We start from the raw sequence: 14,254 nt of genomic DNA on the forward strand, positions 1-14,254 counted from the left end.
TAGCGTTGAGTCATGGCCACCAGCAAGGACCTTCCCGATGTCGGCGGGTTCATTCGCGACCTGCGGCGCAACGCGAAGATCTCACTGCGCCAGCTCGCCGAGCAGGCGGGTGTCAGCAATCCCTACCTGAGCCAGATCGAGCGAGGGCTGCGCAAGCCGAGCGCCGAGGTGCTCCAGCAGCTCGCGAGCGCGCTGCGCGTCTCCACCCCGGCGATGTACCTGCGGGCCGGGCTGCTGGACGACAAGGAGGGGCAGGGCGTGCTCGCGGCGATCGCCGTCGACCCCGAGCTGACCATGGCCCAGAAGCAGTCGCTCACCCAGATCTACGAGACGTTCCGGCGCGAGAACGCCCGCCTGGCCGAGGCGACCGAGGCCGCCGGGGCGGCGGAGACGGCCGAGAAGGCCGCCGCGACCGAGCCGGCCACCGCGCCGGAGGCCCCGGCGACAGTGGCGGCGGCCGCTACCGGTCCGGTCACGCCGGAGGGCACGCCGACCGAGGCGGTCCTCGAATCGGTAGCCGTCACCGAAGCGGGTGCCGCGCCCGCCCCCACCACCGCCCCCCCCCCGACCACCGCGCCCGCCCCGACCACCGCGCCCGCCCCGACCACCGCCGCCCAGCAGGACACGGCCGCCCGCCGGGCGGCCCGGAAGGCCGCCGGTGCGGCCGAAGAGGAGCAGTCATGACCACCCAGCCGAAGACCAACCGCATCCCCGCACCCCTCTACGCCGCCGCCGGCGCCGGTGAGCTGGCCCTGGAGCAGCTGCGCAAGCTGCCCACCGTGGTCAGCGGCCTCGGCACCCGGGTCGTGACCGACCTCGGCGGCAAGGCCGTCGTCACCGGTTTCGAGCTGCGCCAGAAGGCCACCGAGACGTTGAAGACCGCCAACCAGACCGCGACCGGGCTGCGCGAGCGCGCCGTCGCCACCGACCTCGACCAGCTCCGCGAGGCCGCCAACCTGGAGAAGCTGCGCGAGGCGGCGAACCTGGAGAAGCTGCGCGAGGCCGCCAACCTGGACAAGCTGCGCGAGGCCGCCACCCGTAACGCCGCCGTCGTGGTGGCCGGCGCGCACGCCGCGCAGGAGCGCGCGCTGGCCGCGTACGCCGAACTGGTCGCCCGTGGTGAGCGTGTCGTCGGCGCCGGCGTGCTGGAGGCCGCCGACACGGTGAACGCCGACATCCAGGCCACCGAGGCCACCGGCACCGACGTGGCCCCGAAGGCCGAGGTCACCCCGAAGGTCGCGGTCGCGACGAAGACCGAGGTGGCCGCGAAGCCGGACACCGCGGCCGCGACGACCGATGTGCCCAGCCCGGCCGAGGTGGCCGAGGCGGTGGCCGCCAAGCCGGCCGCGGTGAAGCGCACCCGCGCCACCAAGGCGACCGCCACCAAGGCCGTCGCCAAGACGACCGCCACCAAGGCCACCAAGCCGGCCACCCCGTCGGCGAAGCTGCCGAAGGCCACGAAGCGGACCCGCCCGGCCGCCGAGTGACCTGATGCTCCACCGGACCCCGGACAACGTCTTGTCGGACGTTTCCGGGGTCTCGGCATAAGCTTGCCCCCATGGCCATCGCCGCGCCGATCTTCGCGTTCGCAGTCCAAGACGTGATCCAGCTGATCCTGCTCGTCTTCGCCCTGGTCGTACAGGGAGTGGCGCTGGTGCACGCGGTCACCCAGCGCGGCGACGGTTTCGCCGCGCTCGGCACGCTGCCCAAGGGCGGCTGGGTCGCCATCCTGGCGGTCTGCCTGCTGCTGACCCTGCTCGGCTTCGGCCCGATCAGCCTGTTCGGACTGATCGGCATCGCCGCCGGTCTGATCTACCTGCTCGACGTGCGGCCCGGCCTGCGGGACCTGCACGACGGCCGAGGGTCCTGGTGAGAGGTTTCCGCTGGCCTCCGCCGCCGGACGGCGGTCCCCGCACCTGGGGGCCCGGCCCCGGCGCGCCCCGAACCGGGCGTCCCGCGCTGCCCGAGCCGGAGACGGAGCTGGTCGCCACCCCGCACGGGGTGAGCCTGGAACGGCTGGTCACCGGCACGGGTGACCCCGTCACCGTGTTCGCGCACGGGCTGGGCAGTGGCATCGCCACCACCCGCCCGTTCGGCAGCGGCGTCGCCGGGCGGCGCGTCTTCTTCCAGTTCCGCGGGCACGGCCGCTCCGACTCCCCGCCCGGCCCGTGGACCTACCTGGACCTCGCCCGTGACCTGCGCGCGATGGCGGACCTGAGCGGCGCGACCCGGGCGTTCGGCGCGAGCCTCGGCGCGGGCGCGCTCTGCCGGCTGCTCGCGGAGAGCCCGGAACGCTTCGAGAGACTCGTCTTCTTCCTGCCCGCCGTGCTGGACACACCGCGCGGCGAGGTGGCCCGCGCCCGGCTCACCGGCCTGCTCGACGCGGTGGCCGAGGGCGACGCCTCGGCGCTGGCCGACGTGGTGTCGCTGGAGTTGCCGCCGTCGGTGCGCAACACCCCGGCCGGCTGGGCCTACCTGCGGCAGCGGCTCGACCAGTTGTTGCGCGACGGGCTTGCGCCGGGGCTGGCCGACCTGCCAGCCCAGGCCCCGCTCGACGACGCCGGGTCGCTCGCCGCGGTCACCGCGCCGGCGCTGGTCATCGCCGCCGCCGACGACGACCTGCACCCGGTCGCCGTCGCCGAACGGCTCGCCGCCGCGCTCCCGAACGCCACACTGCACGTGTACGACAGGCCCGGCGTGCTCTGGACCGAACGCGCCGACCTGCGGGGGCGCGTCTCGGAGTTCCTGAACGGGTAACGTCGCCGTCCATGGGCGTCACACACCACGGCCGTACGCACCGGCTCGACCTCGCCGACCCGACCCTGCGCGAGTGGACCTGCCGGGTGCTGGCGGCCGATCCCGAGCAGGGCATCGTGCTGGACCGGTCCGCGTTCTACCCGGGCGGGGGCGGGCAGCCGCCGGATCACGGGGTGCTGCTCTGGCAGGGCGTACAGACCCGGATCGTCGGCACCCGCAAGGGCGACGACCTGTGGCTGATCCCGGCCGAGGGCGACCCGGTGCCGCCGGTCGGCACCGAGGTGGTCGGCGCGGTGGAGGACGCCCGCCGGACCATGCTGATGCGTACCCACTCCGGGCTGCACGTGCTCTGTGGCGTGGTGTTCCGTGACTTCGGCGCGCTCGTCACCGGCGGCAACATGGAGCCGGGCGAGGCGAGGATGGACTTCAACCTGCCCGAGGTGCCGCCGGACTTCAAGGCCCGCATCGAGGAACTGGTGAACGCCGAGGTGGCCGCCGACCGGTCGGTGGCGGTGCGGGTGCTGCCACGCGCCGAGGCGCTCGCGCTGCCGGACATCATCCGTACCCAGTCGAACCTGATCCCGCCGGAGGAGCAGGAGGTGCGGATCGTCGACATCGTCGGGCTGGACGTGCAGGCCGACGGCGGCACGCACGTCGCCTCCACCGCCCAGATCGGCAAGGTCCAAGTGGTCAAGGTGGAGAGCAAGGGGCGGGCCAACCGCCGGGTACGCGTACGCCTGGCGGACTGACCCGCTCAGCGCGGCAGGTACGCCGCCCGGACGGCGAGCAGCCAGCGTTCCACCGTCTCCTCGTCCGGGCGCTCCGGCAGCGGTGAGCGGATCCGGTCGAACTCCGCCTCGGCGTCCGCCACCAGCGCCTGCGCCTCCTCCAGCGCGCCGCCGGAAACCCGTTCGCCGAACGCGCGGAACCACTCCGGGTCGGCGAGGCGGATCTCCAGTACGCCTGTCGCGTACAGCACCCGGCCCTGGTGCAGCAGCCGGGCCAGGTGCCGGGCGTGCTTCGCCGAGCGCAGCCGCCCACCGGCGTCGGCGGGCCGGCCGGCGAGTTTGCGGAACTGCTGCGCGGCGTACCCGAGGTAGGCGTCACGGACGCGCGGCGCGCTGAGGAACGCCGACCGGATCGCGATCAGCTCCTCACCGAACCCGGTACGGGTCTCGTAGCAGTCGTCGGGCAGCCACATCAGCTCGGTGGCGGTGGGGTTGCCGCTCAGCGCCAGCAGCGCGTACTTGCGGGCCTCGTGCAGCGTGACGTCCGGGTCGGTGGTGACCACCGACTCGCGGGGCGGGCGCAGGCCGTGGAACGCGACTGTGGGCGCGGCGAACACGCCGAGCCGGTCGGTGTCCGAGCCGGGTCCGGCCAGCCCGTACGCGACCGAGCCGACGATCCCGGACAGCAGCAGGTGCATACCGGTGATGATCGCCCATCCGGTTCGTTCGGGAAACCGGACTTCCGTTGTCAGGTATCGCTGACACGGTGATCCCATGAACTCACCACTGACCGGAACTGTCGCGCTCGTCGCGGGCGCTACCCGGGGCGCCGGCCGGCAGATCGCCGTGCAGCTCGGCGCCGCCGGGGCCACCGTCTACGCCACCGGCCGCACCACCCGCGAGCGCCGCTCCGAGATGGACCGGCCGGAGACCATCGAGGAGACCGCCGAGCTGGTCACGGCCGCCGGGGGCACCGGAATCGCCGTCGCTGTCGACCACCTCGACCCCGAGCAGGTACGCGCCCTGGTCGAGCGGATCGACGCCGAGCAGGGCCGCCTCGACGTGCTGGTGAACGACGTCTGGGGCGCCGACCCGCTGATCACCTGGGAGAAGCCGGTCTGGGAGCAGCCGCTCGACGCCGGTTTCCGTACGCTGCGGCTGGCTGTCGACACGCACATCATCACCAGCCACTTCGCGCTGCCGCTGCTGATCCGCAATCCGGGCGGCCTGGTCGTCGAGGTCGGCGACGGCACCAAGGAGCACAACGACAGCGAGTACCGCCTGTCGGTCTTCTACGACCTGGCGAAGGTGTCGGTGAACCGGCTCGGCTTCAGCCAGGCGCACGAGCTGGCCCCGCACGGCTGCACCGCCGTCGCGCTCACGCCGGGCTGGCTGCGCTCGGAGGCGATGCTCGAACACTACGGCGTCACCGAGGCGAACTGGCGTGACGGCGCGAAGACCGAGCCCCACTTCGTCATGTCGGAGACGCCGGCGTTCGTCGGGCGCGCGGTGGCGGCCCTGGCCGCCGACCCGGACCGGGCCCGCTGGAACGGCAAGTCGCTGGACAGCGGCGGTCTGGCCCAGGTGTACGGCTTCACCGACGTCGACGGCAGCCGCCCGCACTGGGCCCGCTACTACGAGGAGGTGGTCAAGCCTGGTAAGCCGGCCGACCCGGACGGCTACCGCTGACCGTCTGACGGCGGATCGGTGTAGAGCGCCGCCGCGCGGCGGGCCGCCTCGGCGAAGCGCGCCCGCAGTTGCGGCGGCGCCAGCACCTCCACCTCCGGGCCCAGCGCCAGCAACTGGGTGTACGCGACGTCGACCGACTCGACCGGCAGCCGCAGCACCAGCCGGCCCTGCTCGTCCGGCGGACCGGCCGCGTCGACCGCCTCGGTGTAGACGAACGGCGCGTCCACCAGGTGCCGAAGCGCCCGCAGCCCGGCCGGGCCGAGCCGCACGGTGACCCGCTCCCGCAGCAGCTCGCGCAGGAACGCGCCGGCCTGTTCCCGCCAGTACGCCCCGAGGTCGAAGTCCTCGTCCCGGTCGAAGCCGTCGGCGCTCACCTCGGCCGAGACAACCCGGTCCACCCGGTACGTCCGCCAGCCGTCACCGACCCGGCCGACCAGGTACCAGACCCCGTTCTTCAGCACCAGCCCGTACGGCGCCAGCGTGCGGGTCACCTCCCGGTCCCCGCGCCGGTAGCGCAGCTCCACCATCAGGTCCCGCCAGACGGCCCGGGCCAGCTCGGCGAGGGCGGGCGGCGGCGCGGTCTCCCGGAACCAGCCGGGGACGTCCAGGTGGAACCGCTGCCCGGTACGGGCGGGCGCGTCCCGCAGGCTCGGCGGCAGCGCGGCGAGCACCTTCAGCTCGGCGGCGGCCACCGAGTCGGCCAGTCCCATGTCCCCTGCCGGTCCGGGCAGCCCGGCCAGGAACAGCGCCTCGGCCTCGTCCCGGCTCAACCCGGTCAGCCGGGTCCGGTAGCCGCCCAGCAGCCGGTAGCCGCCGGCCCGGCCCCGGTCCGCGTACACCGGGACACCGGCGGCGGAGAGCGCCAGCACGTCCCGGTAGACGGTCCGCTCGGACACCTCCAGCTCGCGGGCCAGCTCGGCAGCGGTCATCGTCTCCCGCGACTGGAGCAGCAGCACAAGCGAGATCAGCCGGGACGCACGCACCGGCCCATTGTGGTGCACCGGCAGATTAGGCTGTGCCGTCGTGAACGCCTCCCGTACGATCGCGCCGGTCACCGGCGCGGCCACCCGCTTCCTCGGCGGCGCCGGGCTGCTGCTGCGCGGCTTCGGCATGTACGTCCGCAGCCCGAAGCTGATGCTGCTCGGCGTGATCCCGGCGCTGATCACCGGCGCGCTCTACGTGGCGTTGTTCGCCACGCTGCTCTACTTCGTCGGCGACCTGGCGGGCTGGCTCACCCCGTTCGCCGACGACTGGTCGTCGCCCTGGCGCAATCTGCTGCGGGTCGCCGCCGGGCTGGCGGTGGTCGGGGTCGCCGGGCTGGTCGGGGTGCTCACGTTCACCGCCGTCACGCTCGTCGTCGGCGACCCGTTCTACGAGGCGATCTCGGAGCGGGTCGAGGACCGGCTCGGCGGCACCCCCGGCGCGGTGGACGTGCCGTTCTGGTCCTCGCTGCGGCGCAGCCTCGCCGACTCGTTGCGCCTGGTGGCGCTGTCCGCGCTGATCGGCGTACCCCTGTTCGCCGCCGGTTTCATCCCGGTGGTGGGACAGACGGTGGTCCCGGTGGTCGGTGCCCTGGTGGGTGGCTGGTTCCTGGCGCTGGAGCTGGTCGGCGCGCCGTTCTACCGGCGGGGGATGCGGCTGCCGGACCGGCGGTCGCGGCTGCGGGCCGACCGGCCGACGGTGCTCGGCTTCGGGGTGGCGGTCTTCCTGTGTTTCCTGATCCCGCTCGGCGCGGTGCTGGTGATGCCGGCCGCCGTCGCCGGCGCCGCGCTGCTGGCCCGCCGCTCGCTGGGCCAGCCGATCGAGGAGAGCTGAGATGGACACGGTCCTGATCGAGGGGGACATCACCGCGCAGCAGGTCGACGCGATAGTCAACGCCGCCAACTCGTCGCTGCTCGGCGGCGGGGGAGTGGACGGCGCGATCCACCGGCGCGGCGGACCGGCGATCCTGGAGGAGTGCCGGGCGCTGCGCGCCTCCCGGTACGGGCGCGGGCTGCCCACCGGCCAGGCCGTAGCCACCACCGCCGGCAACCTGCCCGCGCGTTGGGTGGTGCACACGGTCGGCCCGGTCTTCTCGCCGGGCGAGGACCGCTCGGCGCTGCTGCGCGACTGCTACGCCAACAGCCTGCGCATCGCCGACGGGCTCGGCGCGACGAGTGTCGCGTTCCCGCTGATCTCCGCCGGGATCTACGGCTGGCCGGTCGACGACGCGGTGGCGCAGGCGCTCACCGTGCTGCACGCGGCCACCCCGGCGCACGTCACCGAGGCGCGGCTGGTGCTGTTCGGCGCGGACACGTACGCCACAGCGGTGCGGGTCGCCGCCGGGCTCAGCTGAGCGCGCGCCGGCACGACCACTGGCTGTCCACCGGCCGGTAGCCGAGCCGTTCGTTCACCGCCAGCATCGGCGCGTTCGCCTCGTCGTTTGAGGTGTACGCGGTCCGTACCCCGCGAGCGGCGGCGGCGTGCAGCGCGGCCTGCTTGGTCAGCCGGGCCAAGCCCTGGCCCCGGTAGGCGGGCAGCGTGCCGGTGAAGTCCGACCACATCCGGTCGCCGTCCCGCTTGACCAGGCTCAGCGCGACCAGTTCCCCGTTCACCTCGGCGAGCGTGCTGGCCGCCCGGTCCAGCCCGGGGTTGTCCCAGCACTCGTGGCGCCACAGGTCGAAGCCGAGCGAGTCCGTCGGCACGTCCCCCGGCTCGTCCCGGGACGCCTCGGCGTCGACCCGGTGCACCAGTCGCGGGTCGAGCCCGGCGGCGGACACCAGCCGTACGCCCGGCGGCGCCTGCGGCATCGGCGGGGGCGTGCTCAGGTCCAGTGCCGAGTAGCGCACCTCCCGGCTGGGCGTGAAGCCGTGCCGCTGCGCGAACGGCAGCGACTCGGTATGCGCGTAGGTGAGCACCTCGGTGGACCCGAGCGTCAGCAGGTGCCCGAGCGCGGTGTCGAACAGCGCCGCGCCGGTGCCGTGGCGGCGATGCGCCGGGTGTACGTGCAGCAGGGAGATCATCCCCACGCCGGGCGTCGAGGTCTGCGTGTTGCGGTACGCCGACGCCCAGCCGACGACCTCGCCGTCCGCCTCGGCGACCCAGGCCGCCCAGTCCTCGCCGGGCGGTGGTTCGGCGATCATGCGGCGGGTCGACTCGACGCCGCGCACCAGATAGGGGAAGACGAGCGCGCGCAACGCCACCACGGCGGGCGCGTCGTCGGGACGGGCGGGACGGATCTCGGCTGCACTCATCCGGCGGACCCTAGACCCGCCGCCACCCGCCCCGCGACCGGTTAACGCGGAGCGGGCTGTTAACAAGGGCCCCCTCCTCTACCTGAGGCGTTAAGAGGGGGCCCTTCCTTACGCGGACTCGCGCAGCACCAGCTCGGTGGGCAGCACCAGTGCCTGCTCGACCTCCTCGCCCGCGGCGATACGCAGCAACTGCCGGGTCATCGACCGGCCCAGCTCCACTATCGGCTGCCGCACGGTGGTCAGCGGCGGCTCGGTGTACGCGGCCGTCTCGATGTCGTCGAACCCGATCACCGCCACGTCCTCGGGCACCCGCCGCCCGGCCTCCCGCAGCGTGCGCAGGGCGGCGTGCGCCATCAGGTCGGAGGCGGCGAACACGGCGTCCAGTTCCGGGTCGGCGGCGAGCAGCTCGCGCATCGCGGCGGTGCCCGACTCCCGGGTGAAGTCGCCGTACGCGACCAGCTCCGGCAGCCCGGCCTCGGTGATCGCGCTGCGGTAGCCGATCAGCCGCTCGATTCCGGCGACCATGTCCTGCGGCCCGGCGATGGTGGCGATCCGACGGCGTCCGCTCGCGATCAGGTGCTGGACCGCCGTGCTCACGCCGCCTTCGTGGTCGACGTCCACGTACGGCACGTCGGCGCCGTCCAGCGGCCGTCCGCTGCACACCACCGGGATGCCGAGGCGGGCCAGCCGGCCGGGCAGCGGGTCCTCGCCGTGCAGCGAGGCGAACAGCACCCCGTCGACGTGCCGGCCGGTGGTGTACCGCTCGACCCGTTCGTGTCCGGCCGGTGAGCCGGCGAGCATCAGTACGAGCTGCTTGTCCGCCGCCTCCAGCTCCTGCGCCGCGCCCCTGATGATGCCCGGGAACACCTGGTCGTCGGAGAAGACCCGGGTGGCCGCCTCGGGCAGCACCAGCGCCACCGAGTCGGTCCGCTGGGTGACCAGGCTGCGGGCGGCGAGGTTCGGGACGTACCCGAGTTCCTCGACCGCCCGGCGTACCGCCTGCCGGATCGGCTCGGCCACAGTGGTCGAGCCGTTCACCACCCGGGAGACGGTGGCCCGGGACACGCCGGCCAGCCGGGCCACCGCCTCCAGGGTCGGTCGCTGTGCCGTCGTCATCCCCGTAACCACCACCTCGTCACAGCCCGTTCCGGGCGATCACCTCCTGGTACCAGCGGGCGCTGTGCTTTGGTGTGCGCCGCTGGGTCAGGTAGTCGACGTGGACGATCCCGAATCGCTTCCGGTAACCCTCGGCCCATTCGAAGTTGTCCAGCACCGACCATACGAGATAACCGCGCAGGTCCACGCCGCGGGCGATGGCTTCGTGCGCGGCGCGCAGGTGCCCGTCGAGGTAGGCGACCCGGTCGGTGTCCGCCACCCCGCCCTGCTCGTCGAGGTCGGTGTCCGGAAACGCCCCGCCGTTCTCGGTGATCATCAGGGGCAGCCCGGGGTGGTCGGCGGCCACCCGTTCCAGCAGCCGGGTCAGCCCGGCCGGCTCGATCGACCAGCCCATGTCGGTGAGCGGCCCGGCCGGCGGCAGGAACTCGACGGTCCCGGCGGTGCCCGGGTACGCGTCCCCGCCCGCGCCGCCCGCCCGCCCGGCCACGTAGGTGGGCGCGTAGTAGTTCAGGCCGAGCAGGTCCAGCGGCGCGGCGATCAGCTTCTCGTCCCCGTCCCTGATGAAGTCCGGCGCGACGATCCGGTTGACGTGGGCCAGCACGTCCGCCGGGTAGCCGCCGCCGGTGAGCGGGTCCAGGAAGATCCGGTTGTGCAGGCCGTCGACCAGCCGTACCGCCTCGGCGTCAGCGGCGCTCGCGGCGTCCGCCGGCTGCACGTCGGCCAGGTTGAGCGTGATCCCCAGCGTCTCCACGCCGGCCGCGCGCAGCGCCCGCGCCGCCAGGCCGTGGCCGAGCAGCAGATGGTGTACGGCCCGGAACGCGTCACCGGCGTTCCGCCGCCCCGGCGCGTGCACCCCGGAGCCGTACCCGAGGTAGGCCGAGCACCACGGCTCGTTGAGCGTGGTCCAGGTGCGGACCCGGTCGCCGAGGCGGCCGTGCACGGCGAGCGCGTACTCGGCGAAGTGCTCGGCGGTCTCCCGGACGGTCCAGCCGCCCCGGTCCTCCAGCGCCTGCGGCAGGTCCCAGTGGTAGAGCGTGACGATCGGGTCGAGGCCGGCGTCGAGCAGCGCGTCGGTCAGCCGGTCGTAGAAGTCGAGCCCGCGCGGCTCGACCGGGCCGGTGCCGTCCGGCCGCACCCGGGGCCAGGACACCGAGAACCGGTACGCCCGCAGCCCCAGCTCGGCCATCAGCGCGACGTCCTCGGCGTACCGGTGGTAGTGGTCGCAGGCCACGTCGCCGGTGTGGCCGGCGAACACCGCTCCCGGCGTACGGCTGAAGGTGTCCCAGATCGACGGACCGCGACCGTCCTCGCGGGCGGCGCCCTCGATCTGGTACGCGGCGGTGGCTCCGCCCCAGACGAAGCCCTCCGGGAATCGGACGTTGCTCATGCCTTGACCGCACCTTCCATGATGCCGCCGATGATCTGGCGGCCGAAGACGATGAACACCAGCAGCAGCGGCAGCGTGGCGATGGCCGTGCCGGTGAACACCTGCGACATGTCCTGGTAGTACCCGTCGGAGAGGGCCCGCAGCGACAGCTGCACCGTCGGGTTCTCCGGGTCGTTCAGCACCGCGTACGGCCACAGGAAGTCGTTCCAGGTGGTCATGAACGTGAGCAGGCCGAGCACGGCGGCGGCCGGGCGCAGCGCGGGCAGCACCACGTTCCAGTAGATCCGGGCGGTGTTGCAGCCGTCCATCCGGGCCGCCTCGATCAGTTCGGTGCTGACCGCCTGGCCCGCGTACTGGCGCATCATGAACACGCCGAAGCCGGTGACCAGCGCCGGCACGATCACGGCGGGCAGCCGGTCGTTCCAGTTCAGCTTCGTCATGAGCAGGTAGAGCGGGATCACGCCGAGCTGCGTCGGGACCATCATGGTGGCGACGATGACCAGCAGCAGCGCGTTGCGCCCCCGGAAGCGCAGCTTGGCGAACGCGAACCCGGCCAGCGTGGAGAAGAACACCACCGAGATCGTGACTGTGGTGGCCACGATCGCCGAGTTGATCAGGCCGGTCAGGAAGTACGCGTCGGTGTTGTCGAACAGCCGGGCGATGTTGGCGCCGAGGTTGCCGCCGGGGGTGAGCGGCGGCGGCACCTGGCCCATCGTGTCGCTGGTGCGGCTGGCCACCACGAACATCCAGTAGATCGGGAAGATCGACAGGACGGCCGAGAGCGTCAGCGCCAGGTAGGTGAGCCGGCTTGCCGACCAGAGGCGGGTCATCGGGAGACCTCCTTGCGGGAGCCGCCGCCGAGCCGGCGCAGGAGCAGGACGTTTATCGCCGCGACCACGGCGATGAGCGCGAACAGCAGCCAGGCGACCGCCGAGCCGTAGCCGAAGTTGTAGTGCGGCGCGAAGGCGTTCTCGAACATGTACATGGTCACCGTCTGCGACTCCCGCAGCGGTCCGCCGCGGATCGCGTTGGTGCCGGAGTTGAACATCCGCGGCTCGGTGAAGAGCTGGAGGCCGCCGATGGTGGAGATGATGACCGCGAAGATGATCGTGGGCTTGAGCAGCGGCACCGTGATGGACCAGAACTGGCGGGCCCGGCCGGCCCCGTCGATCGCGGCCGACTCGTACAGGTCGCGCGGGATGGCCTGCATGGCGGCCAGGAAGATCAGCGCGTTGTAGCCGGTCCAGCGCCAGTCGACCATCGTGGAGATGGCGACCCAGGCGGCGAACCGGTTCGCCTTCCAGTCGATCGCGCTGATCCCGACGTGGTCGAGCACCCAGTTGATCATGCCGAACTCGCGGCCGAACAGGACTGCGAACACGATCGCCACGGCGGCGGTCGAGGTGACGTTCGGGATCAGCACCGCCATCCGCCAGGTGGTACGGGCGCGCAACTGCCGGTTGAGCAGGTTGGCCAGCCAGAGCGCGGCGAGCAGCTGCGGGACCGTGGAGATCACGAAGATGCCCAGCGTGTTGACCACCGAGTGCCAGAAGTCCGAGTCGGCGAGCAGCTGGGTGTAGTTGTCGAAGCCGATGTACGGGTGTTCGGCGCCGAGCAGGTCCCAGTCGTGCAGCGAGACCCAGAACGTGTACGCCAGCGGGTACGCCCCGAAGACGCCGAACAGCAGGAAGAACGGGGCGATGAACAGGTACGGCGAGTACTTCGTGTCGAGTCGGCTGAGCCGGTTGCCCAGGCCGGGACGGGTGGGGCGGGGTGCCGGTGCGACCGGCGGGCGGGCGTCGAGCTGGACGGCCATGACCCGGGACTCCTTTCCGCCGTGCGGGCGGCCCCCGTGGCCGGGTGGCCGCCCGCACGCGCTGCTCGGGTTACTTGGCGGCGGCCTTCTCGGCGTTGGCGACCGCGTCGGTCCAGCCCTGTTCCGGGGAGCGCTTGCCCAGCTCGACGCTGCGGACGGCGTTCTCGACCTCGGTGCGTACGGCCTGGTTCTTCGGTCCCATGTAGACCGGCTTCAGGCTCTTGGCGCCCTCGGCGAAGATCTTCCCGACCGGCGCCTCGGAGAAGTAGGCGTTCTTCGAGTCGATGATCGCCGGGTCCTCCAGCGCCTGCGGCGAAGAGGGCAGGGGACCCTTCGCCTTGAACGCGCCGATCTGACCCTTGGCGCTGGTCAGGAACTTGGCCAGCTCGATCGCCTCGGCCTGGTGCTTGCTCTGCTTCGGCACCGCGAGGAACGAGCCGCCCCAGTTGCCGCCGTTGCCGGGGATCTGGGCGATGTCCCACTTGCCCTTGGCGGCCGCGCCCGCGTTGCCCTCGATCACGCCGGTCATCCAGGCCGGGCAGGCGATGGTGGCGAACTTCGACTGCTTGAACGCCGACACCCACTCCTCGGACCACGAGCCGTACTTGCCGGACAGCCCCGAGTCGATGATGTCCATCGTGGTGTCGTACGCCTGCTTCACCGCCGGGTTGCTGCCGACGACCAGGTTGTTGCTGGTGTCGTAGTAGCTGTAGCCGCTGCTGTTGCCGGCGGTCTGGAGCAGGATCGTGTTGAAGGTGTTGGTCGCGGCGTCCAGGAACGACGCGCCCGTCTTCTTCGCGGTGAACTGCTCGCCGACCTTGATGTAGTCCTGCCAGGTGGGCCAGAGCTTGGACACGGCCTCCCGGTCGGTGGGCAGGCCGGCCTTGGCGAACAGGTCGGTGCGGTAGCACATCGCCATGCCGCCTACGTCAGTGCCGAGGCCGATGAGCTGCTTGCCGTCGGCGGTGAGCCCCTGGTTCCACTTCCAGTCGAGGAAGTTGCCCTTCAGGTCGGCCGCGCCGTGGTCGAGCAGGTTGACGAAGTTCTGCGGGTTGGCCTTGTACTCGACGAGCAGGCCCTCCTCGATGGCGACCACGTCGCCGGCGCCCTTGCCCGCGGCGAGCCACTGGGTGAGCTTCGGGGAGTACTCGTCGAGGTTGCCGCCGGTGCCGCGCTCGACGATCTTCACGCCGGGGTGGCTGGCCATGTACTCCTGGTAGAGATCGGCGTAACCGAACTGGCCGAAGACGTCGACGGTGAGCGTTATCGGCCCGTCGGCGGCGGCATCGTCGCCGCCGCCGCAGGCGGTGGTGCCGAGCAGCGCGGTGGCGGCGACCACTGCAACCGCCGCCAGGCGGCGGCGCGTGAAGGTGAGCATGCTGTCCTGACCTCTCGGGTCGTCGAAACGGGTGGTGGAAGGCGGTTCCGGAACTTAGAGAGCGCTCTCACGACAGCGTGGTGGAGGGTCCCGGACCTTGTCAAGAGAGCGCTCTCAGAGCTGTCCGAAAAGAAACGGAGAGGGGCGCCC

16 protein-coding genes are annotated in these 14,254 nt (G+C 72.5%); 8 read left to right on the top strand and 8 right to left on the bottom strand.

Annotation, left to right across the window (positions count from 1 at the left end):
• Window positions 1-12 precede the first annotated feature (12 nt).
• The 5 genes from HA073_RS27240 (at window position 13) to HA073_RS27260 (ending at window position 3,506) form a co-directional block, all read left to right on the top strand.
• On the top strand, window positions 13-684 hold the full coding sequence (locus tag HA073_RS27240) for a helix-turn-helix domain-containing protein (RefSeq protein ID WP_166457599.1): 672 nt from the start codon (window positions 13-15) through the stop codon (window positions 682-684).
• Window positions 681-1,487: a hypothetical protein gene (locus HA073_RS27245; protein ID WP_113973519.1), complete on the top strand. Its 807-nt coding sequence runs from the start codon at window positions 681-683 to the stop codon at window positions 1,485-1,487. Before HA073_RS27240 ends, HA073_RS27245 begins: the two co-directional genes overlap by 4 nt.
• Before the next feature lie 71 nt (window positions 1,488-1,558).
• A complete protein-coding gene (locus HA073_RS27250) occupies window positions 1,559-1,873 on the top strand; it encodes a DUF2516 family protein (RefSeq protein ID WP_013288803.1) in 315 nt (104 codons plus the stop codon).
• Window positions 1,870-2,757 (top strand): alpha/beta fold hydrolase, encoded by an 888-nt coding sequence (locus HA073_RS27255; protein WP_043328034.1) that lies wholly within the window; start codon window positions 1,870-1,872, stop codon window positions 2,755-2,757. The genes HA073_RS27250 and HA073_RS27255 overlap by 4 nt, the downstream gene beginning before the upstream one ends.
• 11 nt (window positions 2,758-2,768) lie before the next feature.
• Window positions 2,769-3,506, top strand: a complete 738-nt coding sequence (locus HA073_RS27260) for an alanyl-tRNA editing protein (RefSeq protein ID WP_064446700.1) — start codon at window positions 2,769-2,771, stop codon at window positions 3,504-3,506.
• A gap of 5 nt (window positions 3,507-3,511) precedes the next feature.
• Here HA073_RS27260 and HA073_RS27265 read toward each other — a convergent pair whose 3' ends face one another.
• Complete coding sequence (locus HA073_RS27265) at window positions 3,512-4,183, bottom strand: DNA polymerase beta superfamily protein (RefSeq protein ID WP_113973518.1); 672 nt, start codon at window positions 4,181-4,183, stop codon at window positions 3,512-3,514.
• Between the two features lie 76 nt (window positions 4,184-4,259).
• Between HA073_RS27265 and HA073_RS27270 the strand changes: the two genes are divergently transcribed.
• Entirely contained in the window at window positions 4,260-5,174 is a 915-nt protein-coding gene (locus HA073_RS27270) for an SDR family oxidoreductase (protein WP_064446698.1), read from the top strand.
• Here the strand turns inward: HA073_RS27270 and HA073_RS27275 are convergent.
• Window positions 5,165-6,157, bottom strand: a complete 993-nt coding sequence (locus HA073_RS27275; RefSeq protein ID WP_064446851.1) for a YafY family protein — start codon at window positions 6,155-6,157, stop codon at window positions 5,165-5,167. The genes HA073_RS27270 and HA073_RS27275 overlap by 10 nt on opposite strands.
• A 40-nt stretch (window positions 6,158-6,197) precedes the next feature.
• Here HA073_RS27275 and HA073_RS27280 point away from each other — a divergent pair, with 40 nt between their 5' ends.
• Both HA073_RS27280 and HA073_RS27285 read left to right on the top strand, forming a co-directional pair.
• Window positions 6,198-6,989 carry an EI24 domain-containing protein gene (locus HA073_RS27280; RefSeq protein WP_166457600.1) on the top strand — a complete coding sequence of 264 codons (792 nt, stop codon included), beginning with the start codon at window positions 6,198-6,200 and terminating at the stop codon, window positions 6,987-6,989.
• Between the two features lies 1 nt (window position 6,990).
• The gene (locus HA073_RS27285; protein ID WP_166457601.1) at window positions 6,991-7,509 is read left to right on the top strand and encodes an O-acetyl-ADP-ribose deacetylase; all 519 of its coding nucleotides are present in this window, start codon (window positions 6,991-6,993) and stop codon (window positions 7,507-7,509) included.
• Here HA073_RS27285 and HA073_RS27290 read toward each other — a convergent pair.
• From HA073_RS27290 to HA073_RS27315, 6 genes are all read right to left on the bottom strand, one after another.
• A complete protein-coding gene (locus HA073_RS27290) occupies window positions 7,502-8,407 on the bottom strand; it encodes a GNAT family N-acetyltransferase (protein ID WP_166457602.1) in 906 nt (301 codons plus the stop codon). The two genes, HA073_RS27285 and HA073_RS27290, sit on opposite strands and share 8 nt — an antisense overlap.
• Window positions 8,408-8,515: 108 nt before the next feature.
• Window positions 8,516-9,523, bottom strand: a complete 1,008-nt coding sequence (locus tag HA073_RS27295; RefSeq protein WP_166457603.1) for a LacI family DNA-binding transcriptional regulator — start codon at window positions 9,521-9,523, stop codon at window positions 8,516-8,518.
• Between the two features lie 19 nt (window positions 9,524-9,542).
• Window positions 9,543-10,910 carry a GH1 family beta-glucosidase gene (locus HA073_RS27300; protein WP_064446693.1) on the bottom strand — a complete coding sequence of 456 codons (1,368 nt, stop codon included), beginning with the start codon at window positions 10,908-10,910 and terminating at the stop codon, window positions 9,543-9,545.
• On the bottom strand, window positions 10,907-11,740 hold the full coding sequence (locus HA073_RS27305; protein WP_030504579.1) for a carbohydrate ABC transporter permease: 834 nt from the start codon (window positions 11,738-11,740) through the stop codon (window positions 10,907-10,909). The genes HA073_RS27300 and HA073_RS27305 overlap by 4 nt, the downstream gene beginning before the upstream one ends.
• Window positions 11,737-12,726 carry a carbohydrate ABC transporter permease gene (locus HA073_RS27310; protein ID WP_064446692.1) on the bottom strand — a complete coding sequence of 330 codons (990 nt, stop codon included), beginning with the start codon at window positions 12,724-12,726 and terminating at the stop codon, window positions 11,737-11,739. Before HA073_RS27310 ends, HA073_RS27305 begins: the two co-directional genes overlap by 4 nt.
• A 70-nt stretch (window positions 12,727-12,796) precedes the next feature.
• The gene (locus HA073_RS27315) at window positions 12,797-14,104 is read right to left on the bottom strand and encodes an ABC transporter substrate-binding protein (RefSeq protein WP_069087791.1); all 1,308 of its coding nucleotides are present in this window, start codon (window positions 14,102-14,104) and stop codon (window positions 12,797-12,799) included.
• Window positions 14,105-14,254 lie beyond the last annotated feature (150 nt).

Source organism: Micromonospora sp. CMU55-4 (assembly GCF_011602315.1).
GTDB lineage: Bacteria > Actinomycetota > Actinomycetes > Mycobacteriales > Micromonosporaceae > Micromonospora > Micromonospora chalcea.

Bases quoted from the DNA above. Each gene is read 5' to 3' on its own strand.
- HA073_RS27260 (WP_064446700.1), top strand. From the start codon at position 2,769: ATGGGCGTCACACACCACGGCCGTACGCACCGGCTCGACCTCGCCGAC.
- HA073_RS27250 (WP_013288803.1), top strand. From the start codon at position 1,559: ATGGCCATCGCCGCGCCGATCTTCGCGTTCGCAGTCCAAGACGTGATC.
- HA073_RS27290 (WP_166457602.1), bottom strand. From the start codon at position 8,407: ATGAGTGCAGCCGAGATCCGTCCCGCCCGTCCCGACGACGCGCCCGCC.
- HA073_RS27310 (WP_064446692.1), bottom strand. From the start codon at position 12,726: ATGGCCGTCCAGCTCGACGCCCGCCCGCCGGTCGCACCGGCACCCCGC.
- HA073_RS27295 (WP_166457603.1), bottom strand. From the start codon at position 9,523: ATGACGACGGCACAGCGACCGACCCTGGAGGCGGTGGCCCGGCTGGCC.
- HA073_RS27270 (WP_064446698.1), top strand. From the start codon at position 4,260: ATGAACTCACCACTGACCGGAACTGTCGCGCTCGTCGCGGGCGCTACC.
- HA073_RS27285 (WP_166457601.1), top strand. From the start codon at position 6,991: ATGGACACGGTCCTGATCGAGGGGGACATCACCGCGCAGCAGGTCGAC.
- HA073_RS27315 (WP_069087791.1), bottom strand. From the start codon at position 14,104: ATGCTCACCTTCACGCGCCGCCGCCTGGCGGCGGTTGCAGTGGTCGCC.
- HA073_RS27305 (WP_030504579.1), bottom strand. From the start codon at position 11,740: ATGACCCGCCTCTGGTCGGCAAGCCGGCTCACCTACCTGGCGCTGACG.
- HA073_RS27300 (WP_064446693.1), bottom strand. From the start codon at position 10,910: ATGAGCAACGTCCGATTCCCGGAGGGCTTCGTCTGGGGCGGAGCCACC.
- HA073_RS27265 (WP_113973518.1), bottom strand. From the start codon at position 4,183: ATGCACCTGCTGCTGTCCGGGATCGTCGGCTCGGTCGCGTACGGGCTG.
- HA073_RS27245 (WP_113973519.1), top strand. From the start codon at position 681: ATGACCACCCAGCCGAAGACCAACCGCATCCCCGCACCCCTCTACGCC.
- HA073_RS27240 (WP_166457599.1), top strand. From the start codon at position 13: ATGGCCACCAGCAAGGACCTTCCCGATGTCGGCGGGTTCATTCGCGAC.